We start from the raw sequence: 26,697 nt of genomic DNA, 5'->3' as shown, positions 1-26,697 counted from the left end.
TGTTATCGGTCTCACGGCCGTTTTATTAAAATCCACTACCTACAAATTGGGTCAGTTCTGCTGTCTCGGGTTGCTTGAGCATGTCGCCGTTTCCGCGTTCCCAGACAACGCCGTCATGCATAAAAAGAATTTGGTCTGCAACGTTGCGGGCGAAATGCATTTCATGCGTTACCAACACCATCGTCATGCCGTCGGCAGCCAGATTTTCAATCACCTTCAATACCTCGCCGGTAAGCTCCGGGTCCAACGCCGATGTGACCTCGTCAAAAAGCATCAGTTTTGGTTTCATGGCAAGTGAGCGCGCAATGGCGACGCGCTGTTGTTGACCGCCGGATAGTTGTTCCGGATACGCACCAGCCTTGTCTTCGAGACCTACTTTGCGCAAAACGTCCCTGGCAATATCCCGTGCTTCGACGCTACTCAGACGGTTCACTTTACGTGGGGCCAATGTAATGTTTTCTTCTACCGTCAGGTGCGGGAACAGGTTATAGCTTTGGAACACGATACCGACATCCTTGCGCAGGGTATGCAAGTCGATCTTGCCCTGGTGCATATCGCGGCCGCATACCTTGAGCGTACCCTCGTTGATATTTTCCAGTCCGTTAATGCAGCGCAGTGCTGTACTTTTTCCAGATCCGCTGCGGCCGATCAGCGCAACGACCTGGCCCTTTTGAACGTCAAAGCTGACGCCTTTTAATATTTCGGTGCTGCCAAACGATTTACGCACTTTGTCGAAATGGACGATGCTGTTCATTTGCCTGTCTCCCTATTAGCTTTTTTTGAATTTCCGCTCAAGCCTGGAGGCGAGGCTGGAAAGCGGATAACACATTGCGAAGTAAATGATGGCGGCAATGGTGAATACTAGAAACGGTTCAAACGTGGAATTGTTAACGACTCTTGATGAGTAGGTCAGGTCGAAGACGCCAATCACCACCGCGTAGGATGAATTTTTTACAATCTGCACCAGAAACCCGACCGTGGGCGGGACGGCAATTCGGGCGGCCTGGGGCAGAATCACGAAAGCAGCGGTCTGCAAAGGTGTGAGCGCAAGGCAGTCGGCGGCTTCCCATTGGGTCCGCGGTACGGCTTGAATGCAGCCTTTCCAGATCTCCCCCAGGTAGGCGCCGGCATAGGCGGTCAAGGCGAGTCCGGCGGCAACGATGGCGGGCAGGTCAAAGCCGGCCACGCTGATGCCGAAATAAACAACAAACATAATGACGGGCAATGGAATTCCTTGTACCACTTGCACCACGAACCCGCTAATCCGGCGTATCCATTTATTGCGGCTGCTGCGCGCCAGCGCAATAGGCAGGCCAAGAATCGTGCCGCCGATAAAGCCCATTGCAGACAAAATGATTGTCCACCCCGCGCCTTTGAAGATGAAAAAAATATGGTCGATCGTCAGTCCTTGCATTTTGTTTTCCTCAGGCAGTTCAGATTAACGATTAGCGTTAAGACGACGGCGTCTGGGGAATGCATAATAGGCCCCTTGTTCCATGATCAAACGTAACAGCCACGACAACGCCAGATAAACTACGGCGAGCACGATATATATTTCGAAGCCTCGGAAAGTCTCGGACTGAATCCGATAGCCAATCGCCGTCAATTCCTCGGCAGAAATCTGCGACATGATCGAGGTCGCTAACATCATCAATACGCACTGGCTAATCAGAGACGGATACATCTTCTCAATCGCTTGCGGAAGAATGACGTGCAAAATGACGCGCCAGCGCGGCAGTCCCAGACACTCGGCAGCTTCAAGTTGGCCTTTTGGAATCGACTCAATGCCAGCGCGAATTATTTCTGTGGTGTACGCCACAACATTGACGACCAAAGCAAAAATAGCCGCTGTCAACGCGGGAACACGAAACTGTAAAGCGGCTAGCCCGAAGAAAATCCAGAACGCCTGGATCACCAATGGCGTGTTCCTGATGATGTCGACATACCAGGCAACCGTCTTCGCAGCCCATCGTGGGCCATACACACGGACCACCGCAAAGGCAGCGCCGAACATGACGCCCAGTACAATACTGACGGCGGACATGCGCACGGTGAGCCAGACGCCGTCAAGTATGTCGCGCCAGTTATTGAGCAAAAAACTAAAGTCGAACTGGTAATCCATGGTGTTATCTCCTGTCTGGCGCTGTCCACTATGCTGGATAGGCAGCACCTTTTTTTATTCGCGCTGTAAGTTAGAGCTATTAACTAGAGCTATAAATTAGAGCTGTATTAGAGCTGTAAAACGCCGCCTGCACTGACATGCCCGCTGGTACGTTCGAAGGAATTGCACAAAGGCGCGCCGAATGCGGGCAAACTAATTTCAAAGGTATCGCCCTCTCGCGTCGCTATGCCGTCTGCAAAAGAAATGGTGGCGGACCCGAAGAAGTGGACGTGTACATCGCCTGGGCGTAAGAATTGCGCATATTTGAAATGATGATATTCAAGGTTTTCTATGGTGTGACTCATATTCTTTTCACCAGTCAGAAAACGCTTCTCCCACAGCAATTTCCCGTCGCGATGAATGCGGCTGAATCCGGATAGATCGCTCGGCAAAGTGCCGACGTTCAGTTCCGGACCAAAGGAGCAGTAGCGTAATTTGGAATGTGCGAGGTAAAGGTAATTGCGCCGTTCCATGATGTGATCGGAAAACTCGTTACCGATTGCGAAACCAAGCCGGTAAGGCTTGCAGTCGGCACCGATGACATACAACCCGGTCAGTTCGGGTTCTTCGCCTGCGTCTTCCGCAAAATCGGGAACCGGAATCGTGCGGCCAGGATGAACGAGTGTGGCGCCGTCGCCCTTGTAGAACCATTCTGGCTGCACTCCGGGAGTTCCCGAGCGCGGCCGCCCACCTTCCAGGCCCCATTTAAAAACCCGCATCGAGTCGGTCATTGCTTCATGGGGCACCTGATCGTGGTGCATGGCGTCGCGCAGGGAAGCGCTACCCAGATGGGTCAGCCCGGTGCCGCTGATCAGGCAGTGTGCGGGATCAGCTTCATGGTCGAGCGGGACCAGAATACGAGATTCCGCGAGAACGGCCTTATAAGATCCACCAGGCGTATGACCAAGGGCGGCGATTTTTGCTTCAAGGCTGACGCCGTCGGAAATAGCGGCCAGAGCGAGCTGCCGGGTTGCGTGAACGTTATTGACAATGTGCACCAGGTCGGAACCGGTGTGCACGATACCGACGCGACGACGCTCTTCATTGTCCAGAAATTGGATCAGTCTCATATTGTTGTCTCCAGCAGCCGTTGTCTATTTTTTTGTTTGTGCAGCGACTATAGGGGACGGCATACTTGATGTATATTGAATTGTTTCCATCTCGTGATAACTTTTACGACTCACATGAAAAATACTATTGATGTGCTGATGTCCCGCTTGCGCATGAAGCAACTTCACCTGTTGATTGCGCTCGATGACCATAAGTCGCTACATAAAGCGGCGGGCGTTCTGTCGATGACGCAGTCGGCGGCGAGCAAGGTGCTCCACGAGCTCGAATCGATGTTTGAAGCGCCACTGTTTGAACGTTCCAAAACCGGCATGCTTCCTAACCAGTTTGGGCATTGCATCATTCGCTATGCGCGGCTGATGGCGTCTGACCTGACTTCTTTGTGCCACGATATTGCCGAAATAAGATCTGGCAGAGGTGGGCGGCTAGCGGTGGGCACGATCATGGGGGCGGTCCCGGAAGTGCTCGTGCCTATTCTCAACTGGCTACATACCAGACAGCCCAATCTTTCTATCGAAGTTGTAGAAGATACTAGTTTGCGTATGCTTTCGATGCTGGACGACGGGCGACTGGATCTGGTGATAGGTCGGGCAAGCGTAAGCGATCAGCCATCCAAATATCACTATCAGCCCTTGGGAGATGAGTCGATTTCGGTGGTAGTTGGTTATGCGCACCCGCCATTCGAGGAGGAGTTGACACTTAAGGACCTAAAGGATCATCGATGGCTGGTTTATCCAGGTCACATGCCGCTGCACTCGCTGCTGCAAAGGGAAATGGATCTGGCTGGCATTAGCATGCCGTCAAATCAGATTGCGACCGCCTCTACCTTCGTGACAGTGACGATCCTGCAGCGAAGTACAGACCTGGTCGCTTTATTGCCGACGGATGTGGCGAAGTTATTTGTCGCACATCAAATGGTGCGTATTTTGCCGCTGAAGTTGCAATCGAAATACCAGACTTTCGGCATCGTCACTAGAAAAGGCGGAACCCTTTCGCCTGCCGCCGACCAGTTTATTCAGCTATTGCGGGACAGGAATCTGGTGCATTGATTCAGCTTCGTTTTGTTACCTGCACCCAGTCCCGCAAAATGGTTTACGACCACTATCTGATCGACGGCGCGTCGCCCCGCCCAGCCGCCAGCATCGCCTCTGTCAGTTGATGTGACAACTTAATCGCTGACATCGGGCCGCCGAATCCCCATATATTGCGCGCCACAAGCGCTACATGCCCGGCGCGACGTGCCGGGACGTAGCGCCAGATTGGCGAGTTGAGCTTTTGAGCTAAGCCGACCTCCGGGCCGGTGGCGCTGATCATCAACACGTGCATGTCACTTTGCTTGAGAAGGTCTTCCGACGAGACAAACGTTGTTCCTTCTTTTGTGGGCCAGTTGGGCCAAAGCGACAACCCTAGCTTTAGGGCAATGCCACCAGCCATACTGTTGGAGGCGTAGGCCCAATACATATCTTGCAGACCCAGTTCCTGTAATACCGCCAGACGCTTACCGGCCAGCCCGGCTGCGACCAGACGGGCGCGGTCGGAGGCTAAAGCCGTTTGTACATTCTGCTCTACTTTCTTACCTGCAGCAGCGCGACCCGTAATAATGGCAAACGTGTCAAAAAGTTTGAGTGCGTGATCGAGCTGATTGACATGGTGGTCGGTTGCGTTGAAGTTGAACAGGACAGTCGGGGCGATACGTTCGAAGGCATCGAATAATGCCGCGTGTCGAAACGTGACGCCGACGATCAGGTCGGGCTTGAGTCGGGCAATGGCTTCCAGGCTTGGCTGCTGCCGCGTGCCGATATCGACGACCTGACTAAAGCGCGGATTATCGTAGCCGATCCATTCACGATAGCGATCGGGATCGACCATGCCAACCGGCGTGAGGTCGAGCGCGGCGAGAGACTCGGCAAATAAGAATTCAAGGACGACTATGCGCTTTGGGTGATCAGGTAAGACGGCGCTGCGCATGCCGATCTGGTCCGATGCAACGGCCTGCGCCGACGCCAAAATTAGGCAACTACTGAATAGAAGGAAAACTTTTCGAAGAAACTGCATCACGCGTCGTCACCTTGTTTCATCAATTGTATTTGCTCAGCGAGCAATGGCGCTTTGAGGTTGAGGAGTAAGGGGCAACTTGAACACAGCATTTGCTCTCCCGGTAATTGATTGCGTAAGCAGCAAATGCGCCGAACGCGCATCGGATCGGGCAGTTGCGCTGACACCGGTCGCACATAGCGAATCGCACGGTATAACGGGTTGGGATGACTGGTATCAAAAAATGCCTGACGTTCAAACAGAAAGGCAATATCTGGCGCGGTATTGTCGTCAACCGCCAGCGTAGACAAGGCATATTCCAGTGAGTTGCCAACGTTACTCCACAACACGCGCGCGGGAATTTTTGCGGCAGCCGAAATCGCGGCAATTTGCGGCGCGAGATGTTCTACGCATAGCGAGCGATATCGCACCAGCGGATCATCATTAATGACGCCAAGCGCATCGGCCGGCAGCCACAGCGTATGCGGCATGCCATTGCGCAATACCAGCATACTGGCCTCCAGCGCCATATGCAGCGGACGGCGCAACACCCGCGCAGCAACCACTGCGGCCGGAATAATCAAGCTGAAATAATATTTGCTCCATTGCGATATCAGTGCGCGTACGTCGTCACCCGCGTAATGCTGCTGCATCGCGTTGATGAGCAATACCAAATGTTCAGTGAGCCGGTTAGCGGGGACCAGCATGCTGGTCCCTTTAACGACTGGATGGCAACCAAACCAGACGCTACGGCAGTGGGGAGCGAACGCGATCGGTACCGATTTGGCTAAACAGGTTGGTGCTGGGTTGGATCCACCAGTTGCTCCAACAAGATCGTCGAAGGCGGCGTTCATGGTCTGCCTCGCGCTGAGCGCTTGCGACGGCTGAATGTGAGCATGCCAAGCAGGTAGGGCGCACCAATCAATGCCGTCATCACGCCAGCCGGTATTTCAATCGGCGCGAGCAGGCTGCGGCCCAACACATCGGCCGATCCGAGCAGGATAGCGCCAAGTAGCATGGCAATCGGTAGCCGCCGCCGATGTGGATGAAAACCTAACATACGGGCCAGATGGGGCGTCATTAAACCCACAAAGGCGACCGGCCCCACCACGGCAACTGCGGCGCAGGCTAGCAAAGTGGCCAGTCCGAGCGCCACTAGTCGTAATGCGGTGACCGGCACGCCGAGGGCAGCGGCGCTTTGCTCGCCCAAAGCCAGTAAATCCAGTGGACGTGCCAGCCAGTAGATCATTGGAATGGTCAGTAATAGCCATGGCAATAATGACGTAGCATCGGTAGCGCTGCGGCCATACGTGCCGCCCACCAGCCACACCAGGAAGCGCGCTTGCTGGACACTGTTTTCAACGATCAGCCATTGCGAGAGCGCCGCGCACATGGCCCCTAGAGCAATGCCGGTCAGTGCTACCGGCAATGGAGCGAGGTGGTGGCGACGGTTAAGCAAGAGTATAACCAGCAAAACGGTGGCACCACCGACTAATGATGCAGCGAACATTGCGGGACGCGAGATCATCGGCGATGCTACCAACGCCAGCAACACCGCCAGACCGGCACCTTGGGTAATCCCCAGCACTTCCGGCCCCGCAAGCGGATTACGGACGACGCTTTGTAATAGCGTTCCACTGCCAGCCAACAATGCGCCAGCCAGCATGGCGGTCAGCACGCGTGACAAGCGTAAGTCAATTAATAGCCGGGCGACAGGATCGTTACCGGCTGCTGCATTCCACCAATGTAGCGGACCAAGCCACGCATTGCCGTAGGCAACGGCAAAGGCGGCCAACGCAAGCAACACGGCCGCACCTAACAACAGGCAAGTCCGAAACGATACATTGACGCGCAGGGTGGCCTTCCCTTCCGCCTGCGCGCCTGCCAGCATGCGTTTGCGATGAATCAATAGCAACAACAACGGCGTGCCGATGACGGCGATCATCACGCCGGTGGAAACGGTTGCGTCCAACTTCAACGCCAGCACCAAACTGTCGGCCGCGAGCAGAATGCAGCCGCCCCATATTGCGGCAAGCGGTACCAGCGAACGGAGTCTGTGCACGCCTGCGGCGCGTATCAGATTGGGCGCGATCAATCCGACAAAGCCCATCGGCCCCGCTACGCTGACTGCAGCGGCGGCGAACATGGTTGCGGTGATCATCGTTACGAAACGCATCGGTCGCAACGGTACGCCGAGCATACGCGCACCATCATCGCCGAGCGTGCTGACTTCTAACGGACGCAACAACCACGGCAAAACGACCAATGGAACTATCAGCCATTTGATGACCGTGATAAGTCCTCCGGCACCGGGTTGATACAATACACCGTTGCTCCACAGCGCGACACTGGCGATATCGTCTTCAAACATTGTCAACAGCATCATGGTGATGGCTGAAAAAAGGAGTGAACAGGCGGTGCCGGCAATAATCAGTTGTAACGCAGATACCCGCCAACCGCCCGCCGCTACCATCGCCAATAGCGCCGCCAACAAGCCGCAGCCAAACAACAACGGCACGTTCGCCACACCGCCCAACGCAGGCACCATGATCGCGGCGAAAACGCCGAGTTGCGCCCCACCGTTGACACCTAATAAATCTGGCGCAGCTAACGGATTGCGGGTGAGCGCCTGAAATAGCGTGCCGGATAAGCCGAGTGCAGCGCCAGCGACCAGCGCTGCCAAAACCCGCGGCAAGCGCAATTCATATAAAAGCAGACGCGCGACCTGACCATCAGGTGTGGTGATATCCGATTGCAATACCGCATTGATGTCAGGCCACAAACGGAGTGCGGCCAACATCAGGACACAAAGTAAGCCGACCACCGTCAGCCGAATTGCCCTTGCGCCTCTAAAACTAAAAGACCAGCATAGCGACGTGTTGGCGGTCAGACTATTCATGCTGCGTAAGCTGAAATGCTGTCTTTATTGTCTTGCTGGATGTGAACCTTATTGGCGTCTTCATTGACGTCTTCATTGGCATCTTCGTTGAGGTTTTCGGCGACGCAAACTGCATCGGCGGCTTCCCCAGGCGAGCGATAGGATGGCAAGCACACTGGTTCGCCGCTTTCGGGATGATTGAGACGCATCATCGGCAGACCGAATGTTTCTGAAAGGCAGATCGGATCGATCATGGCGTCGGGCGAACCCTGATGCAAAATTTGTCCTGCGCGCATCAGCACGATATGGTCGCTAAAGGCAGCGGCTTGATTGAGCTCATGCAAGACCCAGACGATGGTTAAACCACGCTCCCGGTTAAGGTGCCGCAACGCACGTAATACATCAATCTGATGGTGAATATCCAGATAAGTCGTCGGTTCGTCGAGAAGGAGTATTTCGCATTCTTGCGCCAGCGCCATGGCGATCCAGGCACGTTGTCGTTCGCCACCCGATAGCGCGGTCACCTGCCGATCGGCATAATCCTGCAGACCGGTCGCAGTTAATGCGTCCAGCACCGCAGCACGATCAGCGTTCGAGGGGCCGGAAAAAATAGAGCCGAATGCGTAGCGGCCATAGGCAACCAGTTCGGCCACCGTCAGTCCCTCGGGAATCTGATTGAACTGGGCCAGCATGGTCAGCGTTTGCGCCAGTTCACGACGCTTGTAAGATGCTAAAGGACGACCCTTAAGGTTGATATCTCCCTCGGTTACCGGTTGCAAGCCAGCGAGACTGCGCAGCAAAGTGCTTTTCCCACAACCGTTCGGCCCGCATAACGCGGTAATTTTTCCCGGTGCGATATTCAGATTCAAGGCCTTGAATACAACATGATTTTGATACGAGACGGAAATATTGTGCGCTGATAATGCCAGGGTTTTGGTCGGATCGACAGACGAAGAGGTGAATGGGGAGGTCATGCCGTTCCTATTGATACTAATTAATGGTCAATCTGAGATATCTCGAGCGCCGTCATGCGCAGTTTAAAAAGGCCGTTCAGCGAGCGCCATGCCCTTCGGCCATCGCCACCATCACTTTGCGCGGCCCTTTGAAAGGGGCGCGTGCATGCGCTGCCAACATATTGTCGAGCATGAGGACGTCACCTTGTTTCCATGGAAATGCTACTTTGTGCCTCTCCAATACAGCACGTACGTGATCCAGTTCTTCCTCCGTGATAGGAGTGCCGTCGCCGTAGTACACATTGCGCGGGAGATTTTCTTCACCCACACTATCCAACAATATTTCCCGCATATCGGGTGCCAATGTCGAAATATGAAACAGGTGGGCCTGGTTGAACCATACTGCATCGCCCGTGGTCGGATGCAGTCCTACGCCTTGACAGCGTTGACTGGTGCGCAAATCGCCATCATCAGACCATTCAAATGCAATGGCGTGCTGGTGACAATAAGCCTCGACTTCCGACGTGCTCTCTGTATTGAAAACCCGCTGCCACGGCAAGTCCAGTCCATTGCCATAATTGCGCACGTACATTAAACCTTTGTCGATAAAGCGCTGGCGTATTTCTGGCGCGATATCGCGATATACCGCACGACTGTCGGCAATCGGGGTTTCGCCGCCACTCTCTGCGGCGATATCGCAATAGAACCAGATTTTCATCGGCCATTCGCTGGTATAGGCTTGCTCGTTATGCAGGGGAATATGTTGATGTGCAGGGTATTCGGTCGAAGTATAGATACCACCGCTTACCTTGCTGCGAGGGGTCGAGCCAAATTCGTAGTTCAGGAGCGGATGTCCGAACGAGGCGGCAAATTGTTGAAATGCTTCGGCTCCGCCAACGGAAAATCCGCTAAATAAAATGGCGCCCACTTCGGGCAAGCGCGCCGTCACCAGCGCATGCAACTGCGGCAACATATCTTGCACGCTTGTGCCGTGAACGAGGGGGCTTACCTTAAGCGGAAAGCCATCTTCTACACAAAGGTCGCTGGTGTTAATAGGTTGTATTTGCATGCTCATAAACTCCAGATTACGGACTAGATAAATCGCTAAAGAGGGGGGTGCGAAGGATTGATTAACATGGCGATGGCTGCGTGATAACCGTCATTGACGGCTATCGATTGCACCGTCAGCATCGCTGGATCAAACGAAAAAATACCGTTTTCAGCCCCCTCTTCCGTCACGCTTATCCGTCCCTCTTTGCCAATAGAAATCATCCGCATGTGATCGTCACCAATGCCCACACCGACCGCCTTGAGGGCGGCTTCCTTGCCGACCCATAAACGATAAAACGCTGCTCCCGCTTCACTCTGTTCCAGCGCGGCTAGCCGGTCACATTCGGACGATGTACAGATGAGCGGTGCTAAATCCGTCACATTGATCTGGGAGGTTCTTTCGATATCCACCCCTACCTGCCCACACTGGGACACAGCAATCAGCCCATATGAACCGGAGTGAGAAACATTAAACGTAAGGCTGACGATAAGTGCCTGCCCCGAAGAGGTAACCAACCGGGGCTTACCAAACTGGTCACGTTGTATCCCTGCAAGCTGGTCTCGGTTTGGGTCTCTGTTTATCCTGTACCCGATCTGCAAAACTTTCCACAACGCGGCGCGTACCCCGGCAAACCGCACACGATCTTCGCGTTGACGGAAACGCATCATTTCGCTTCGTTCGTTGGGCGACAACGCCTGTAGCGTAGCGCTGTCGGGTTCTTGCATCAGGTTCAACCGCACTTGCCAATATCGGACTTTTCCGCCAAACAACTCTGTGGCTGATGTCAGTTCGAAACAGCGCGTCTGTTCCTGCGTCAAGCGGCTTCCATCGCACAGAGCGCTGAAAAGAATTCCAGACGCTGCAGCAAAACGGTTTCGTGATCACGGATAAAAAAGTGATCGCCATCAAACATCTCGGTGCTGAATTGCGCCGTCGTTTCGCACTCCCAGGTTTGTAAGGCCGCGCTCGAAACAATCGGGTCATGCGTTCCGCCAAATGCATAAATCGGACAATTCAGTGGTGCGCGCTGAGGTCGCCGATAACTCGCATACAAATGATAGTCAGCACTAAGCACCGGCAAGACCATTTCGATCAGTTCAGCGTTTTCCAGAAGCGCTGTCGGCATGCCATTCAGGCGGCGTAGCCGCTCCATCAATTGTGCGTCAGTTGGCGGCTCAGGAAATTCCTTTGCTTCACGCTGATCTTTTTCTATAGGACCCGACACGCCTGAAACAAACAGCGCCGCTGGTGCAGGTGCACCGCGTTCAGTTAGCGCATAGGCCAATTCAAAAGCGATCAAACCGCCCAGACTATGCCCAAATAAAGCGTAACGTCGCGTAGCGCATGCTGCTTCGAAAAGTTCATCAGTCAGTTTTTTTGTCAACACGCTGAAATCTTCAATCAGTGACTCACGCGAGCGCTCGCCGCGCCCGGGCAACTCAATCGGTCGCACCGTCACCCACTGCGGCAATAACCGTTGCCATTGCGCATACACATGCGCGCTGGCGCCGGCATGCGGAAAACAGAACAGCGTGATGGGTGCAATTGATTTCATTTATCGTCAATTAGTCGCTGGTGGCGATTGTGGCGATTGCGCCGATTGAGCTGATTGGGCTGATTGCGCCGCCAGATGCTGGCGCAAACTTAGCGGGCGCAGATCGATCCAGACTTCTTCGATATGCGTCAGGCATGCTTGCTTGTTGCCGCTAAAACCGGTTTCGCGCCAACCCAATGGCATTTCCTTGTAATCGGGCCAGATCGAATATTGCTCTTCGTGATTCGCCACAACCCGAAAATGTGTGTCTGCGCTGTCAAAACTCATCTCAACTCTCCTTAAACCAACGCGGCAAATAGCCGGCCATTTTCTTATAGACGAATGAGCGGGATTTTTATTTACCTTGAAATTGAAATCTCGCTTACGCCAAGGTGCCGGGTCAGATTAGCCTCTGCATGCCAAAGACGGCTCCCGCAATAGCGCACGGGCACCTTGCACGCAATTCAAGCAATGCGTAGTTGCATCACGCACCATGAAATGGACCAGAGTTTGCGACACCTTGAGTTCGCGCGCCGTTTCTTGCAGGGTGAAATCACCGATGCGCACCATTTCGAATGCGGTACGCGTGCGCTTGGGTAAGGTAGATAGCGCATCAGAGACATGTTGCAACATATCGCGAAGAATGACATTTGCCTCTGGTCCTGCGTGCGGCGATGGCACGTCATAGCCCTCTTCCTCGTTGGTGGTGAGGCGACGTTCAAAGGTTCTGCGGCGGTAATGATCTATCGCCAGATTACGCACCATCCGCATCAAATAGGCTAACGGCTGGCGCATGACAGGGAGGGCTACGCCCTCGCTCACTTTAATATAAACATCCTGCACCACATCTTCGGCGCGACAGCGGCAGCCGGTTATTCCTGTGGCAATATTCACCAGCAGATGTCGGTTAGCAATCAACACTGTAGCTACTCCTGCATCGCCGGTAATTGCTTCCGACTGCTTTTTCGACCCCATGTTCTTGCTCCGTTCTGCAATGGCTGGAATGGAGACTATAAAGCAAATGCGAATCATTCTCAATATAAAATTGGCATATGGCAATACTTACCGCTTCAATCTGATTGATTATTAGATAAATATTGATCACATGGCAAGGCCTGACGGAGACCAGCATGATTGATTTTTTGTTTTATTTTGGCATGCCAATTTTTGCAATTTTCCCTTCGCCGGTGAAGCAGACGTTGGTGATGAAAAAAAAATAGCGGCGCTTTCGCGCCACTATTTTTGTGAATTATAATTTTCCGGTAATTATTTACGCGCGGATCATTTGATTTCCAGGAGCCTATTCATCACAGCAAATATCCCATAAAAAATGATTTTTCGATCAGTGTATTGTTCCAAGCTTAAATTAAAAGTCTTGCGTTGTCGGACGCAGGACTATTTCATTGATGTCGACGCCAGGGGGTTGTTCAATCGCGTACGCAATAGCCCGCGCAACGGAATCTGCCGGAATCGCTATCTGATAAAAATCATTGACCGCTGCGGCGCTGGCAGCGTGCGAACTACCTGATTTGAGTTCTGTATCAACTGCTCCTGGCGAAATGGTTGTGGTGCGAATCGCGCCACCGACCTCATGCCGCAAACCTTCGGAAATAGCGTGTACTGCAAACTTGGTGCCGCTGTACACAGTGCCGCCGGGACTGAACACTTTAATTCCTGCCACCGATGCAATGTTGATGAAATGGCCGCTTTGCTGCTTTTGAAAGATCGGTAATACCGCGGCAATGCCATAGAGCACGCCTTTGATATTAATGTCGATCATCCGATCCCATTCATCGACCTTGATCTCGCTCATCGGCGCAATAGCCATTAAACCGGCATTGTTGACTAGCACGTCTACCCGTCCGTAACTACGCACTGCGAGGTCGATCAAAGCCTGTACTTCGAGCGCGCGCGTAACGTCTGTGGCCGCCATCTCCACTTTTCCACCCGCGGTGCGAATTTCTGCAGCAATCTGTGTCAGCTTATCCAGCCGTCTTGCACCGAGCACCACGGAGGCTCCCAGCGCTGCAAGGTGGCGGGCGGTTGCTTCCCCTAAACCACTGCTTGCCCCTGTGATCACCACTACTTTACCTTGGATATTTTGATTCATTTTTGATACTCCTTAAGTCAAAGGTCATTGAAAAGTCAGGCTATTGCATTGCATCAAGTATCCTGGGATACAATCTGCCAGTAAATGATTAATACCTCACTTCATAATTCCATTCTCTGGAATAGTTAGGGCAGATGTTAAATCGACTCGAAATGTTGCGCATCTTCTGCATTGCGGCGGACGCGGTCAGTTTTAAAGAAGCGGCAATCAAACTCGGCATTTCACCTCAGGCGGTGACACGAGCGGTGCGCGAATTGGAACGGCTACAAGGCGAACTACTTTTCCATCGGAATACCCGCAATATTCAAATCACAGCTTACGGCGAAATGCTGGCGACGCGTGCCCGTCAGAGCGTGGCGCAATTGGACGGTTTGTTTACCAGTGCCGATGAAACCAGCGAATCGGATTTGGAAGGACTGGTAACCTTGACCGCACCCAGCGTGTTAGGGCGTCAGCTATTGCTACCCGCGCTTACCCGTATTGCCAACCAACATCCGCAACTGCGCTTTGATCTTCGCCTAAATGACCGGCATGCAGATGTGGTCAGCGAAAAAATCGATATCGGGGTACGAATGGGCTTTTTGCGTGATAGCCGTTTCGTTGCGCGGCAGGTCGCCAAAGTCCGATTTCATGTGGTTGCTACGCCCGAGCTTTTCGCCCGCCACGGCGATCCCAGACACGTCGAAGACTTGAACGCACTTCCCACTACGGCGATGTTCGATCGGGATACAGGGCGACTATGGCCATGGCTGTTCGCCGGTGGTCAACAAGCTAATCCGACCAGCGCACGCTTCATCTGCGACGATGCTGAAGCCGAACTGGCCGCGGTGTTATCTGGCCTTGCATATGGTCAGATACCGGGATTTTTGGTGGAAAAGCTGATCGCTACCGGGCAACTGGTAGCAGTGATGGAAAAGCTCGCTCCCGATCCTTGGGGACTGTTTGTCTATCGACCGCAGCGTGGTCCGGTCTCCGCGAGGATCAGGCTCGTATTCGACGCAATCATTGCTGCACTTTCAGAGGAGTAAATTGGGGGCCGACTGCATGGATACGATAACCATCTTGACCTGTTCGCTTGCCGTATTTTCACAAGAATGCGTCGTTCGACTGGGGCGGTTCAGCATTTTTTCCGCTATGATCAACAAGCTGCAAGCGATGAATGACGGGACTTAACTCTTTTTTTACGTGCGTACGTTTTGAAAATTGGGTGTCACCATTTGGTATCCGAACCGTTATCCCGACAAAGTAGAAATCGTCCAATTTACCTATTTTTATTCGACCGATGCGCCATCATGCCAACGCTGGCATTAAAGGAAAAAATGCACTGGCTCTATTTAGGAATCGCTATCGTCGCCGAGGTGATCGCCACCAGTGCGCTAAAAGCGAGCGCAGAGTTCACGCGCTTGATGCCTTCAATCGTTGTCATCACCGGCTATCTTATCGCGTTTTATTTTTTATCACTGACGCTACGCTCGTTGCCAGTCGCTATTGTCTACGCGATGTGGTCGGGCGTCGGTATTGCGCTGATTGCGTTGATTGGCTGGTTAGTGTTTAAGCAAACGCTGGACACCGCGGCATTGATTGGCATTGGCTTGATTGTGGCGGGGGTAGTGGTGCTAAATGTCTTTTCTAAGTCGGTCGCGCATTGATACTAGATGTCATTCGGGTTGAGTCGGTGTGACCAGGTGCACCGACTTAGACCTGCGCATTTATTGGCTCATTTATTGAGTTCATTTATTGAGTTCATTTATTGAGCTCATTTATTGAGCTCATTTATCGACTCACTCATCAACTCAATCATCAACTGAATCATCAACTGTCAAGCTTCCAACGCCAACAGAGCGAAAGTACCTAACCAATGCTCGCCCATGTAATCTCCCGAAACATGCGCAATGGCGCTTTCGAAATGGCAATCTGCTGCATCCAACAGGACCGATTTTCGCGCATCGTCAACCGGCAACGCACCTGCCAGAGAACGCTGGCACCAGGCACGACTAAAATTAAGCCCGTCGAGATGCGCAATCTTGCCGTCACTGCGGTCGGTCACGGTCGCTGGCACAAATAAGGTGGCCGGTTCACGCTGCGCCAGATGGGGCAAAAATGCGCTGAACCAGATAGCAAACTCGGCAGCGGGCAATACCTGGTGCATCAATTCGGCTTCCATCAGTGCCGGGGATAAAAACTCATCGCCGCTAGGCTCCCAGGCCTGACAGGCTATATCTTTTGCATGCCAACGCCGTGCCGTTTCGTCTATCAAGGCTTCCAACTGTTGGTTTCCCGCTGAGCGCGCATATTCCAATGCCAGGGTCATCGCAAAGGCGGTATTAAAATGCGTGCCGACGCGCACCGGATAGGTTGCTTTTGGTAAAAAATTGAGAAAGCGTTCAACAAACGCATCTGCCAAGGGGGCGAGCGTTTGCGCCCAACGTTTGCCTTCTGCTGTATCAAGTTTGTTAAGTGCGGACTGCAATGCCAACAACCACCCCCATCCATAGGGACGTTCAAATCCAGCACGTGACGGAGACGTCAGATAGGCCAGTTCACCCTTTACATTCTCGTCAGTCAGCTGTTGATCGAATACTGCGCGGATGGTTGAGGCTTCCGGTAACGTCGGATAACGTGTCAATAATCGCACCAGCAACCAGTAGCCATGCACGCAAGAATGCCAGTCATAACTACCGTAAAAAATCGGATAGAGAGCACGCGGACTTTTTACATCTTCGGCATTATCCAGTGCATGTGTTAACTTATTTGGGTATTCCTGCGTCAGATGGCCGAGGACCATTTTGGCAAATTGAGATGCCAATGCGGGGGTGAGTACTTGTCTGTTTGCTGTCATTATTTATCTGCAATTAATCTTCTAAATCATCGCTGGAAATAACCCGGCTTTAACTTACGCGGGCCACAACGGTTGCTCATCCATCAAAGCAATCTGCTCGCGCAGTTCCAGCACCCGATCCTGCCAATAGCGCTGCGTGTTAAACCAGGGGAATGCCACCGCAAATGCAGGATCATCCCAACGTCTCGCAATCCATGCCGAATAGTGAATCAGCCGCAAGGTCCGCAATGCTTCGATCAAATGTAGTTCACGCGGATCGAAATCGCAAAAATCCTCGTACCCGGCTAATAGATCGGATAACTGCCGCACCATATCGTGCCGCTCACCGGACAATAGCATCCATAAGTCCTGCACAGCCGGACCCATGCGGCTATCATCAAAATCGACAAAGTGCGGCCCTGCATCGGTCCACAGAACGTTACTGCCATGGCAATCGCCATGCAACCGCAGCGTGCCAACATCACCGGCGCGATCAAAGCAACGTTGCACGCCTTCCAGTGCCTGCGCCACGATGCTGCGATACGCGGCCAGCAAATCTTCCGGCACAAAGCCGCTACTCAATAAATAAGTGCTTGGTTCGATCCCGAATGTGGTGATGTTGAGCGTAGGTCGGTGCTGGAAAGTTTTTAGCTGACCGACAGAATGGATACGCCCTAAAAAGCGCCCGAGCCATTCCAGCGTCGCGCTGTCCTCCAACTCCGGCGAACGACCGCCGTGACGTGGAAAGACAGCGAATCTAAAGCCATGGAATTGATGTAAAGTATTGCCATCTTTGCTAGCAGAAGCTGGCACCACCGGAATTTCTCGTTCTACCAGTTCTTCCACAAACGCATGCTCTTCCAGAATAGCGGCGTCACTCCAGCGCTGCGGTCGATAAAATTTTGCTACCAGCGGAGGGCCGTCGTCCATCCCGATCTGATATACCCGGTTTTCATAGCTATTAAGTGCCAACAGTCGACCGTCCCCATGCAAGCCAATGCTGTCGAGCGCGTCGAGCACGGTGTCCGGGGTCAAAGTAGAAAATGATGCGGGTGTGAGTAGGTTCATGGTGACTATTGTAAGCTGCAATCTCATCCCGCCCTGCTTCGTCACGTTCAAATATTTCAGATATTTGTTTATTTTTTTCTGGCAGCTGACACAACTTGTTGACCAACATTTCTGCACGATGCGAGAAACCATAACGGCAGTCTTGAACCGGCGTAAAATTTGGCTACGGAGAAAGCATGACCGTTGTCTACGAAGCAAAACCCACAGGAATTTTTCCATGCCAGTTATCGGCCTAAATCATTACAACCTTCGCGCGCCCCACGACCTGATGATTATACTCAGGGATTTTTATTGCGACGTGGTGGGCCTGGACGTAGGGCCGCGTCCGGCTTTTAGTAGTGTGGGATTTTGGCTTTACGCTGGCGGTCGTCCGATTTTGCACTTGAGTCAGGCGATGGCTGCGGTCGCAAGCGGAGAAGTGAGTGAGGGCTTGAGTGAGGTACTCAGCGAAGTAGCCACCGACGACCTGTTGGCAGATGCAAAAAATACAAGACCCACCACGTTTGACCATGCTGCATTCACCTGCGTGAATCAGGCAGAGATGATTGCCCGACTGGCCACCCGTCAAATTCCGCACAAAATTGTGGTGGTACCGTTAACGCGACAAACCCAGATTTTCTTAAAAGATCCCGCAGGTAACGGTATTGAGCTTAATTTTGAAGAAGAGACTAGCTAAAGCACTATCTACGGCAATCTCCGCTTGCGCTTGAGCAAATCAAGGCAGGCGGCGCATTTGATTGTTTTTGACGCTTTTTGCAGATTTAACCCATTTCAATCGTAAAATCCGCCATCGCGCACTTTACACATACATTTTATAGGCATCACGATGGAACTAGACGAACCGCTATCAGATAAAGAATTTGATGAATTAGACGACTTTTTGCTTTCCGACCGTTGCGGCGAAGAAAGCATGACGATGGACACGCTGCACGGGTATTTGACGGCGCTGGTGATTGGGCCCGAGCAAATTTTGCTGGGTGAATGGTTGCCGCATGTCTGGGGACCGTCGCTGAACGACGCGCCAAAGTTCAAATCCGACAAAGAATTCGAGCGCACCGTCGGTCTGATCGCGCGCTATATGAACGAGATCGCGGTAACACTTGAAGTGGCGCCAAAAGAATACGAACCGTTATTCTGCGAATTTGAGCATGAAGGTAAGCCGTTGCTCGATGGCGAAGCGTGGACGTGGGGGTTTTGGGAAGGTATCAACTTACGGCCCCAGGCATGGGAGCCGATCTGGACGTCAAATCTTTCTACGGTCGTACGGCCGATTTATTTGTTGGGTGCCGACGAGCTGGAAGAAGAGGAAATGCTGCTGCGCGAAGATCCGGTCAAGCGGCATAAATTAACCGTTGAGGTCGAAGCTGCAATTCTGGAAATTTATCGTTATTGGCTGCCAAACCGTAAATCTGCAGTCAAAACGATCCAGCGCGAAACGCCTAAAGTTGGACGCAACGACCTGTGCGGCTGTGGCAGTGGCAAAAAATTCAAGAAATGCTGCGGCGCTGGGCTGGCGGAAGAATAAGCATCTTGAGCATCGATTGCGTAGGCGCCAGATAATAAAACGTCACCTTCCGATAGCGGAAAAGGTGACGTTTTTTATTAAAGCGATAATCTTTTATTAGAGACTGCCGTTATAACAAAGATCGGCGCAAAAATCACCGCAAGCCGTCGCAGATAAGCCTGCTTACTCCTTGATGAAATGTTCACGGTAGTATTTCAACTCTTCAATCGACTCAAGAATATCGGCTAGCGCGGTGTGCTTTTGATGTTTCTTAAAGCCACTGGCCAACTCAGGCTTCCAGCGTTTGCACAATTCTTTTAATGTCGATACATCCAGATTACGATAGTGGAAGAACGCCTCCAGCTTCGGCATACCGCGCGCCATGAAGCGGCGATCCTGACAAATGGTGTTGCCGCACATCGGCGATTTACCGTTTGGGACATATTTGCGCAAGAAGGCGATCAGCTCGGTTTCGGCTTCCGCTTCGGTCACGGTGGACGTTTTTACGCGTTCAATCAAGCCCGAGCGCCCGTGGGTTCCTTTGTTCCATGCATCCATGCCATCCAGAAAAGCGTCCGACTGATGAATAGCGAAAACCGGCCCTTCGGCCAAAATATTTAGTTGCGGGTCGGTGACGACCACCGCTACCTCAATAATGCGTTCTGCATCAGGGTCAAGACCGGTCATTTCCATATCAACCCAGATCAGATTGAATTCATTCGGACGTAATGGTGCCTCAACGGGCGCGGATGGTGTCGATGAATCGATAGCTTGTGACATAATTGTTCTCTTTACGATTTATTGGGAAACGCGATTAAGTTTGTCATCAGCCGCGTATTTTCTCACATAGGGACAACATGTCTTCATTTGCATTTTCAGTATTATTTATAGTTTTTTTAGCAACAAGCTTATCTGTGCGCTTTTGGCTCGGTTCGCGGCAGATTCGTCACGTCATTGCGCATCGTAGCGCAGTGCCAGCTGAATTCGTTGAAAAAATTCAACTTTCAGCGCATCAAAAGGCAGCGGACTATACCGTCGCCAAGACCAAATTCAGTCTTTTTACTTTATTGGTGAGTGCAGTCCTGTTGATCTGCTTCACGCTGTTAGGCGGTTTGCAATGGATATCGGCCACGGTGTTTGGCTGGACCGGCTCTGGCATGCTGTACCAAATGGGCTTAGTGGTCGCTTTCGCCCTGATTTCCGGCGCAATCGACCTGCCAATTGCTTACTATAAGCAATTTGTCCTCGAAGCGCGCTACGGTTTCAACAAAATGACGCACAAGTTGTTCTTTGCCGATTTGCTAAAAAGCACCCTGCTTGGCGCTGCGATTGGTCTACCGTTAATCTGGGTGATTCTGTTACTGATGGAAAAATCCGGCGACATCTGGTGGTTTTACGCGTGGCTGGTCTGGAGTGGCTTTCAATTATTGATGTTGATTCTGTTTCCCACGGTCATCGCACCGTTGTTCAATAAGTTTACGCCATTGACCGACGACAGCTTGCGCTCGCGGATCGAAGGCTTGATGCAGCGCGTCGGCTTTGCTTCCAAAGGACTGTTCGTCATGGATGGTTCCAAGCGCAGTGCGCACGGCAATGCTTATTTCTCTGGCTTTGGCGCCAGCAAGCGCATCGTTTTTTTCGATACGCTATTGGCGCGTCTGGCACCACATGAAATCGAAGCGGTGCTGGCGCATGAACTGGGACATTTCAAACTCAAACACATCGTTAAGCGAATCGTCGTGATTTTTGCAGTTTCCCTGGTCTTTCTGGCGTTGCTCGGGTATTTGAAACAGCAATTATGGTTTTTTACCGGGCTTGGCGTGATTCCACTGTTGCTCACCGATCTATCGAACAATAACGCCATGGCTTTGATTTTGTTCATGCTGGCGCTGCCCATTTTTACGTTCATGCTGTCACCCCTGTCGTCGATCACATCGCGCAAGCACGAATTTGAGGCCGATGCATTTGCCGCTAAATATACCAATGCGGACGATCTGGTCGCGGCGCTAGTGAAATTGTACGAAGACAACGCTTCGACGCTTACCCCCGATCCATTGCATTCCGCGTTTTACGATTCACATCCGCCAGCCACGGTCCGGATCAACCGATTACTTGCCACTAAATTAGAACCGGTGACATTTAATGGTTGATCATTACAAACCCAAGCCGGGTAAAGCAGCAAAAATCGGGATCGCCAATGCGGTCGGCGTGGTCATCGCCGCCCACGGTCGCCATTATCTGGTGCAGGCGCTCGTGGATGGAGAGTCGCTAAAGCTGCACTGCGTGACACGCGGCAAGAAGAGCGACGTTGCTGTCGGCGACAAGGTCAATCTGAACATGACCTCCAAAAATCAGGCCGTGATCGAATCCCTCGGCGAACGCCGTAGCCTGTTATATCGTTCGGATCAGTACAAATCAAAGTTGCTGGCCGCCAACGTTTCACAACTATTCATTGTGGTGGCAACCGAACCGGGGTTTACCGATGATTTGATTTCGCGTGCACTGGTGGCAGCTGAGGCCGCTGGCGTCGCGGCCCACATTATTTTGAACAAAACCGACATTGCCGCCTCCTTGCCGAGGACGCGTGAGCGGCTGCAACCTTATGCCAAGCTAGGCTATCCGATACATGAAGTATCTGCGATGGGTGCGCCAGAGCAGACCTGTGCCACTTTAATGCCGCTGCTGGAAAACCAGTCGACGATCCTGATCGGGCAGTCGGGAATGGGAAAGTCTTCAATCATTAATCTGATTGTGCCTGATGCTGATATTGCCACACGGGAAATATCGGCCGCACTGGATACCGGCAAGCACACGACCACCTTCACGCGGTTATATGAAGTCAATCCAGCGAAGCACGACGAAACGTATATTATCGATTCGCCGGGATTTCAGGAGTTTGGCCTCTACCAACTCAGCGAAGGGATGCTGGAGCGGGCATTTCGGGAGTTCGAACCGTTCCTTGGAAAGTGTAAGTTTTATAACTGCCATCATCTGATAGAGCCGAATTGCGCAGTGCTGGAAGCGGTGCAGGAGGGAAAAATTGCACCGATGCGGCATCAGCTCTACAAACAGTTGTTGCATGAATCATCGCAAACGCTGTATTGAATCCCGTTATTAAGCCTTGTTTACGCATGTTTAGACCTTTTCCGTAGGTATCTTTTTAAGCAAAATCCCTTATAATTGAACGGGTTAGAAACTTGGGCGGCAGTTCAACCACTGGCCGCCATTTTCATTTATGGCAATCAAACACTACCTGCAGTTTTCCGACTTTACGCTGGAAGAATACGAGTACATCATTGAACGTACTCGCATCATCAAGCGTAAGTTCAAGAACTATGAGCCGCATCATCCTCTTCTGGACCGCACGCTGGTTATGGTGTTCGAGAAAAACTCGACCCGCACCCGTTTGTCGTTCGAAGCAGGCATGCATCAGCTCGGCGGCGCTGCGATTTATCTCAATACACGTGACAGTCAGCTCGGACGCGGTGAGCCGGTCGAAGACGCTGGTCAGGTCATGTCGCGCATGTGCGATGTGATCATGATCCGCACCTTCGGCCAGGACATCATTGAGCGTTTTGCTGCCAATTCACGCGTGCCTGTGATTAACGGCCTGACGAACGAATATCATCCGTGTCAGGTTCTGGCCGACGTTTTCACCTATGTTGAACAACGTGGTTCCATCACTGGCAAAACGGTGACCTGGATCGGCGATGCGAACAACATGCTGTATTCATGGCTACAAGCGGCGCAGGTATTTGGTTTCCACGTCAATATCTCAACCCCCAAAGGCTACGAACTCGATCCGACGCTGGTCACCGCTGACAGCGCCCAGTACACCGTGTTCGACAATCCATCGGATGCCTGCGTAGGTGCCCATTTGGTGACGACGGACGTCTGGACCAGTATGGGGTACGAAGCCGAAAACAATGCGCGCCTGAAGGCGTTCGATGGCTGGATCGTGGATCAGGCCAAAATGTCACGTGCGCAGCCGAATGCCCTCTTCATGCATTGTCTTCCTGCGCATCGGGGTGAAGAGGTGTCTGCCGAGGTGATTGACGGCCCGCAATCGGTCGTTTGGGATGAGGCTGAAAATCGATTGCACGTACAGAAGGCACTCCTGGAATATCTGGTAGTAGGAAAACTCGATACCTGAAAACCACGTTGCCATTTTCATTATCAGAGGTGATTGCTGGTTTATCTGAACGGTCATCACTTTACCTATGGCAACCTGCAGCATCAGCCAGCAACTTAGTGATTACCTTAATAAGTAGTTAAGGTAACAACTTAAACTAACATAGAAATATTGGAAAGCGAATCATGAGCGACGTAAAAAAAGTAGTTCTCGCCTATTCTGGCGGCCTCGATACTTCAGTCATTCTGAAGTGGTTACAAGATAACTATCAGTGCGAAATCGTCACGTTCACGGCCGATCTCGGTCAAGGCGAAGAGCTGGAACCGGCGCGCCAGAAAGCATTGAAATTCGGCATCAAGCCAGAGAACATCTATATCGACGACGTCCGTGAGGAATTTGTGCGGGACTTCGTGTTCCCTATGTTCCGCGCCAATACGGTCTATGAAGGTGAATATCTGTTGGGCACATCAATTGCGCGGCCGCTGATCGCCAAACGTCTGATCGAGATTGCCCGCGAAACCGGCGCAGACACGATTTCGCACGGCGCAACCGGCAAAGGTAACGATCAGGTGCGTTTTGAACTCGGTGCTTATGCGTTGATGCCTAACGTTAAAGTCATTGCACCATGGCGTGAATGGGATCTGTTGTCGCGTGAAAAATTGCTTCAGTACGCAGCCGATGCCGGTATCGAAATCGACATGAAACACAAAAATGGCGGCGCACCTTATTCAATGGATGCCAACCTGCTGCACATCAGCTTTGAAGGTCGTCATTTGGAAAACCCAAGTGCTGAAGCCGAAGAAAGCATGTGGCGCTGGACCGTCAGCCCGGAAGCGGCACCGGACCAGGCCGAATATCTTGACATCGAATACGAAAAAGGCGACATCGTCGCCCTTAACGGCACCCGCATGTCACCAGCAACCGTGCTGACCGAACTCAACCGCCTGGGTGGCAAACACGGTATCGGTCGTCTGGATCTGGTCGAAAACCGTTTCGTCGGGATGAAATCACGCGGTTGCTACGAAACGCCGGGCGGCACCATCATGCTGCGCGCACATCGCGCCATCGAATCCATCACGCTGGATCGCGAAGTCGCGCATTTGAAAGATGATCTGATGCCACGCTATGCATCGATGATTTATAACGGTTTCTGGTGGGCGCCTGAACGCGTTGCGCTGCAAACGCTGATCGATCAAACCCAACTAAGCGTCAACGGTTGGGTTCGCATCAAGCTATACAAAGGTAACGTGATCGTCGTGGCCCGTGATTCGAAAACCGATTCTCTTTTCGACATGAAGATCGCTACGTTTGATGAAGATGGCGGTGCTTACAATCAGGCCGATGCAGGTGGCTTTATCAAGCTTAATGCGTTACGTTTGCGGATCGCTGCGAATGCGCGCAATCAGCGCGGTTAATCCACAAGGCATGAGCGAGAGATAAACAGGCAGCAATTAGCCGTAACGACAAAATAAAGAGTCCCTATTGATGCGTTGATCAACAGGGACTTTTTATCGTACAAAACATGTTCAGGTGCTTTGAGCGCAGACCTAACTGAACCAACTTTCATCTATCCAACTACAAGGCTTTCATTATGAGCACGCAATTCGATAACGTATCTGTCCTGACCCAAGCCAGCGTCTATTTCGATGGAAAATGTGTTTCGCACACCATCATCCTGGAAGGCGGAATAAAAAAAACCCTTGGTGTAATTCTGCCCTCGACACTGACCTTCAATACTGGTGTAGCCGAAATCATGGACGTCACTAGCGGCATCTGCCAGGTACGTCAAAAAGACCAGCCGCTTTGGACGAAATATGCAGCTGGCGACAGCTTTGATATTCCTGCGAATTCGAGCTTTGATATCGAAACCGTTGAGACGCTAAATTACGTTTGTCATTACGCGTGATCCAGCGTTAAGCTGGCCAATACAGGGCATTAGCATCAACGAAAAGCGCCTGCGCAGCCTGATGCAGCAGGCGTGTCTATGCGCGGAGCTTGAACTTGCCCGATTTCAAGCATCAGGTCACGATCGGGTTTGAATTTTCGGCGACTTGCTCGTCGCCCCCACTCACACAAATATTGGCTCGGGTTCCAGCGTTACACCGAAGCGGGTCATCACATCACTCTGAACGGCTTTCGATAGTCGCACAACGTCCTGCCCACTTGCTCCGCCTAAGTTGACCAGAACCAGCGCCTGCTTTTGGTACATTGCAACCGGTCCCAACGCCTTGCCTTTCCAGCCGCATTGATCGATCAACCAACCAGCGGCAAGCTTATACCCCCCGTCTGTTTGTTGATAGCTGACCAGCGCCGGATAATGACTGAGTAATGCATCTCGTTGTGCAGCGGGAATGATCGGATTTTTAAAAAAACTGCCCGCGTTGCCTATTACTGCAGGATCGGGCAGCTTGCGCGTCCGAATAGCGATTACGGCATTGCTGATGTCACGCGCGTCGGGCCGGAGGATGCTACGTGCCGCCAGTTCGTCAGCGATGTCGCCGTAACGCACCTCTGCTTGCCAGCGCCTAGGCAACGAAAATGTCACGTCCATCACGACGGCGCGGTCGCATAAGGCGTGCTTAAAGATGCTGTCGCGATAGCCAAAAGCACAATCTTCGTGACGTAAGGTCAGGATTTCACCCGTTAGAAAATCGAATGCGGTGAGCGCATGAAAACGGTCCTGCATCTCAACCCCGTAAGCGCCAATATTCTGAATCGGCGCAGCGCCGACGTTACCGGGTATTAACGATAGATTTTCCAGACCACCCAATCCGTTCGCCAGGGTCCATTCCACTAGTGTGTGCCAGCTTTGACCCGCTGCTGCGCGCACATAAATCGCGTCGCTATCTTCACCGACGATCTGAATACCCTGATTGCGGATATGCAGTACCAGGCCGGAGAAATCCTGTGTTAGCACCACATTGCTGCCACCGCCCAGTATCAAACGCGGCAACGCGGACCACGTTGGATCTAAGCGGATCAGTTGCAAGTCGGCTACCGAACCAACAGAAAAATAGGCATGCGCTATCGCCTCAATACCTAGTGTATTGAATGTACGCATGGGGAAGTCGGACTGCACCGCTAGTTTCGCTATGGAAGCCGCGTCGGTTTGGTAGTTTGAAGACATACAAGATTATACGTAAGTCACACTTATCCAACGAAATCTGCAACAAAAATTCCGTTAAAGCAGGCGACATGATGCAAAGAATGAGGGAAGCCGTGGCCGCCCGGTTTTTTGTTCGATAGACACGATAGAATAGAGGGTGAACGAATTTCCCCATAAAGATGCCGTCTGCCACGTGCTTAGTTACCGCGAAATATTTCTTTCGCTTATGGAGCCAGATCCGATAGCTACTCAGGAGTATCCCGAGAAGCAGGGATTATTA

At 52.2% G+C, this 26,697-nt stretch carries 28 protein-coding genes; 10 read left to right on the top strand and 18 right to left on the bottom strand.

The window, feature by feature from the left end; all coding sequences use genetic code 11:
* Nucleotides 1-25 precede the first annotated feature (25 nt).
* From JQN73_RS14910 to araD1, 4 genes are all read right to left on the bottom strand, one after another.
* Nucleotides 26-754 carry an amino acid ABC transporter ATP-binding protein gene (locus JQN73_RS14910; RefSeq protein ID WP_205319650.1) on the bottom strand — a complete coding sequence of 243 codons (729 nt, stop codon included), beginning with the start codon at nt 752-754 and terminating at the stop codon, nt 26-28.
* A 15-nt stretch (nt 755-769) separates the two neighbouring features.
* The gene (locus tag JQN73_RS14905; protein WP_205319649.1) at nt 770-1,414 is read right to left on the bottom strand and encodes an amino acid ABC transporter permease; all 645 of its coding nucleotides are present in this window, start codon (nt 1,412-1,414) and stop codon (nt 770-772) included.
* A 24-nt stretch (nt 1,415-1,438) separates the two neighbouring features.
* Nucleotides 1,439-2,122: an amino acid ABC transporter permease gene (locus JQN73_RS14900; RefSeq protein ID WP_205319648.1), complete on the bottom strand. Its 684-nt coding sequence runs from the start codon at nt 2,120-2,122 to the stop codon at nt 1,439-1,441.
* A 107-nt stretch (nt 2,123-2,229) separates the two neighbouring features.
* Nucleotides 2,230-3,231 carry an AraD1 family protein gene (araD1, locus tag JQN73_RS14895; protein ID WP_205319647.1) on the bottom strand — a complete coding sequence of 334 codons (1,002 nt, stop codon included), beginning with the start codon at nt 3,229-3,231 and terminating at the stop codon, nt 2,230-2,232.
* Between the two features lie 114 nt (nt 3,232-3,345).
* On the opposite strand from araD1, the gene JQN73_RS14890 reads away from it, so the two are divergent.
* The gene (locus JQN73_RS14890; protein WP_205319646.1) at nt 3,346-4,278 is read left to right on the top strand and encodes a LysR family transcriptional regulator; all 933 of its coding nucleotides are present in this window, start codon (nt 3,346-3,348) and stop codon (nt 4,276-4,278) included.
* 52 nt (nt 4,279-4,330) lie between these two features.
* Here JQN73_RS14890 and JQN73_RS14885 read toward each other — a convergent pair whose 3' ends face one another.
* The 10 genes from JQN73_RS14885 to JQN73_RS14840 all read right to left on the bottom strand — a co-directional run bounded on the left by JQN73_RS14885 (nt 4,331) and on the right by JQN73_RS14840 (nt 13,789).
* Nucleotides 4,331-5,197, bottom strand: coding sequence for an ABC transporter substrate-binding protein (locus tag JQN73_RS14885; protein WP_240162280.1), 867 nt, complete (start codon nt 5,195-5,197; stop codon nt 4,331-4,333).
* Nucleotides 5,198-5,283: 86 nt separating this feature from the next.
* A complete protein-coding gene (fhuF, locus tag JQN73_RS14880) occupies nt 5,284-6,117 on the bottom strand; it encodes a siderophore-iron reductase FhuF (RefSeq protein ID WP_205319645.1) in 834 nt (277 codons plus the stop codon).
* The gene (locus tag JQN73_RS14875; RefSeq protein ID WP_205319644.1) at nt 6,114-8,162 is read right to left on the bottom strand and encodes an iron ABC transporter permease; all 2,049 of its coding nucleotides are present in this window, start codon (nt 8,160-8,162) and stop codon (nt 6,114-6,116) included. Before JQN73_RS14875 ends, fhuF begins: the two co-directional genes overlap by 4 nt.
* The gene (locus JQN73_RS14870) at nt 8,159-9,115 is read right to left on the bottom strand and encodes an ABC transporter ATP-binding protein (RefSeq protein ID WP_205319643.1); all 957 of its coding nucleotides are present in this window, start codon (nt 9,113-9,115) and stop codon (nt 8,159-8,161) included. Before JQN73_RS14870 ends, JQN73_RS14875 begins: the two co-directional genes overlap by 4 nt.
* Nucleotides 9,116-9,191: 76 nt before the next feature.
* Nucleotides 9,192-10,169 (bottom strand): TauD/TfdA family dioxygenase, encoded by a 978-nt coding sequence (locus JQN73_RS14865; RefSeq protein ID WP_205319642.1) that lies wholly within the window; start codon nt 10,167-10,169, stop codon nt 9,192-9,194.
* 29 nt (nt 10,170-10,198) lie between these two features.
* Entirely contained in the window at nt 10,199-10,963 is a 765-nt protein-coding gene (locus JQN73_RS14860; RefSeq protein ID WP_205319641.1) for a 4'-phosphopantetheinyl transferase superfamily protein, read from the bottom strand.
* Complete coding sequence (locus JQN73_RS14855) at nt 10,960-11,700, bottom strand: thioesterase II family protein (RefSeq protein ID WP_205319640.1); 741 nt, start codon at nt 11,698-11,700, stop codon at nt 10,960-10,962. Before JQN73_RS14855 ends, JQN73_RS14860 begins: the two co-directional genes overlap by 4 nt.
* A gap of 6 nt (nt 11,701-11,706) precedes the next feature.
* Nucleotides 11,707-11,967, bottom strand: a complete 261-nt coding sequence (locus tag JQN73_RS14850; protein ID WP_205319639.1) for an MbtH family NRPS accessory protein — start codon at nt 11,965-11,967, stop codon at nt 11,707-11,709.
* A gap of 117 nt (nt 11,968-12,084) precedes the next feature.
* The gene (locus JQN73_RS14845; RefSeq protein WP_205319638.1) at nt 12,085-12,654 is read right to left on the bottom strand and encodes an RNA polymerase factor sigma-70; all 570 of its coding nucleotides are present in this window, start codon (nt 12,652-12,654) and stop codon (nt 12,085-12,087) included.
* Between the two features lie 391 nt (nt 12,655-13,045).
* Complete coding sequence (locus tag JQN73_RS14840) at nt 13,046-13,789, bottom strand: SDR family oxidoreductase (RefSeq protein ID WP_205319637.1); 744 nt, start codon at nt 13,787-13,789, stop codon at nt 13,046-13,048.
* 134 nt (nt 13,790-13,923) lie between these two features.
* On the opposite strand from JQN73_RS14840, the gene JQN73_RS14835 reads away from it, so the two are divergent.
* Together JQN73_RS14835 and JQN73_RS14830 are read left to right on the top strand one after the other, a co-directional pair.
* Nucleotides 13,924-14,817 carry a LysR family transcriptional regulator gene (locus tag JQN73_RS14835; protein WP_205319636.1) on the top strand — a complete coding sequence of 298 codons (894 nt, stop codon included), beginning with the start codon at nt 13,924-13,926 and terminating at the stop codon, nt 14,815-14,817.
* A gap of 291 nt (nt 14,818-15,108) precedes the next feature.
* A complete protein-coding gene (locus tag JQN73_RS14830) occupies nt 15,109-15,438 on the top strand; it encodes a multidrug efflux SMR transporter (protein WP_205319635.1) in 330 nt (109 codons plus the stop codon).
* Between the two features lie 170 nt (nt 15,439-15,608).
* Here JQN73_RS14830 and JQN73_RS14825 read toward each other — a convergent pair whose 3' ends face one another.
* On the bottom strand, nt 15,609-16,628 hold the full coding sequence (locus JQN73_RS14825) for a DUF2891 domain-containing protein (protein ID WP_205319634.1): 1,020 nt from the start codon (nt 16,626-16,628) through the stop codon (nt 15,609-15,611).
* 54 nt (nt 16,629-16,682) lie between these two features.
* Nucleotides 16,683-17,675, bottom strand: coding sequence for a serine/threonine protein kinase (locus JQN73_RS14820; RefSeq protein ID WP_205319633.1), 993 nt, complete (start codon nt 17,673-17,675; stop codon nt 16,683-16,685).
* A 217-nt stretch (nt 17,676-17,892) separates the two neighbouring features.
* Between JQN73_RS14820 and JQN73_RS14815 the strand changes: the two genes are divergently transcribed.
* Both JQN73_RS14815 and JQN73_RS14810 read left to right on the top strand, forming a co-directional pair.
* Nucleotides 17,893-18,351: a diguanylate cyclase gene (locus JQN73_RS14815; RefSeq protein ID WP_205319632.1), complete on the top strand. Its 459-nt coding sequence runs from the start codon at nt 17,893-17,895 to the stop codon at nt 18,349-18,351.
* Between the two features lie 150 nt (nt 18,352-18,501).
* Nucleotides 18,502-19,200 (top strand): UPF0149 family protein, encoded by a 699-nt coding sequence (locus JQN73_RS14810; RefSeq protein WP_205319631.1) that lies wholly within the window; start codon nt 18,502-18,504, stop codon nt 19,198-19,200.
* 162 nt (nt 19,201-19,362) lie between these two features.
* Here the strand turns inward: JQN73_RS14810 and orn are convergent, their stop codons facing one another.
* Nucleotides 19,363-19,959, bottom strand: coding sequence for an oligoribonuclease (gene orn, locus JQN73_RS14805; protein ID WP_205319630.1), 597 nt, complete (start codon nt 19,957-19,959; stop codon nt 19,363-19,365).
* Between the two features lie 77 nt (nt 19,960-20,036).
* Here orn and JQN73_RS14800 point away from each other — a divergent pair, with 77 nt between their 5' ends.
* The 5 genes from JQN73_RS14800 to JQN73_RS14780 all read left to right on the top strand — a co-directional run bounded on the left by JQN73_RS14800 (nt 20,037) and on the right by JQN73_RS14780 (nt 25,217).
* On the top strand, nt 20,037-21,329 hold the full coding sequence (locus tag JQN73_RS14800) for a M48 family metallopeptidase (protein WP_205319629.1): 1,293 nt from the start codon (nt 20,037-20,039) through the stop codon (nt 21,327-21,329).
* A complete protein-coding gene (gene rsgA / locus JQN73_RS14795; RefSeq protein WP_205319628.1) occupies nt 21,322-22,284 on the top strand; it encodes a ribosome small subunit-dependent GTPase A in 963 nt (320 codons plus the stop codon). Before JQN73_RS14800 ends, rsgA begins: the two co-directional genes overlap by 8 nt.
* A 130-nt stretch (nt 22,285-22,414) precedes the next feature.
* Complete coding sequence (gene argF / locus JQN73_RS14790) at nt 22,415-23,332, top strand: ornithine carbamoyltransferase (RefSeq protein ID WP_205319627.1); 918 nt, start codon at nt 22,415-22,417, stop codon at nt 23,330-23,332.
* A gap of 164 nt (nt 23,333-23,496) precedes the next feature.
* Nucleotides 23,497-24,726, top strand: coding sequence for an argininosuccinate synthase (locus tag JQN73_RS14785; RefSeq protein WP_205319626.1), 1,230 nt, complete (start codon nt 23,497-23,499; stop codon nt 24,724-24,726).
* Nucleotides 24,727-24,902: 176 nt separating this feature from the next.
* A complete protein-coding gene (locus JQN73_RS14780) occupies nt 24,903-25,217 on the top strand; it encodes a pyrimidine/purine nucleoside phosphorylase (RefSeq protein ID WP_205319625.1) in 315 nt (104 codons plus the stop codon).
* Nucleotides 25,218-25,379: 162 nt separating this feature from the next.
* Here JQN73_RS14780 and murB read toward each other — a convergent pair whose 3' ends face one another.
* Nucleotides 25,380-26,438, bottom strand: a complete 1,059-nt coding sequence (gene murB, locus JQN73_RS14775) for a UDP-N-acetylmuramate dehydrogenase (RefSeq protein WP_205319624.1) — start codon at nt 26,436-26,438, stop codon at nt 25,380-25,382.
* Nucleotides 26,439-26,697 lie beyond the last annotated feature (259 nt).

Origin of the sequence: Glaciimonas sp. PAMC28666 (assembly GCF_016917355.1) — a bacterium.
Lineage (GTDB): Bacteria > Pseudomonadota > Gammaproteobacteria > Burkholderiales > Burkholderiaceae_D > Glaciimonas.
Note: the sequence above shows the minus strand (reverse complement) of the source record. Positions and strands in the feature narration are given on the sequence as shown.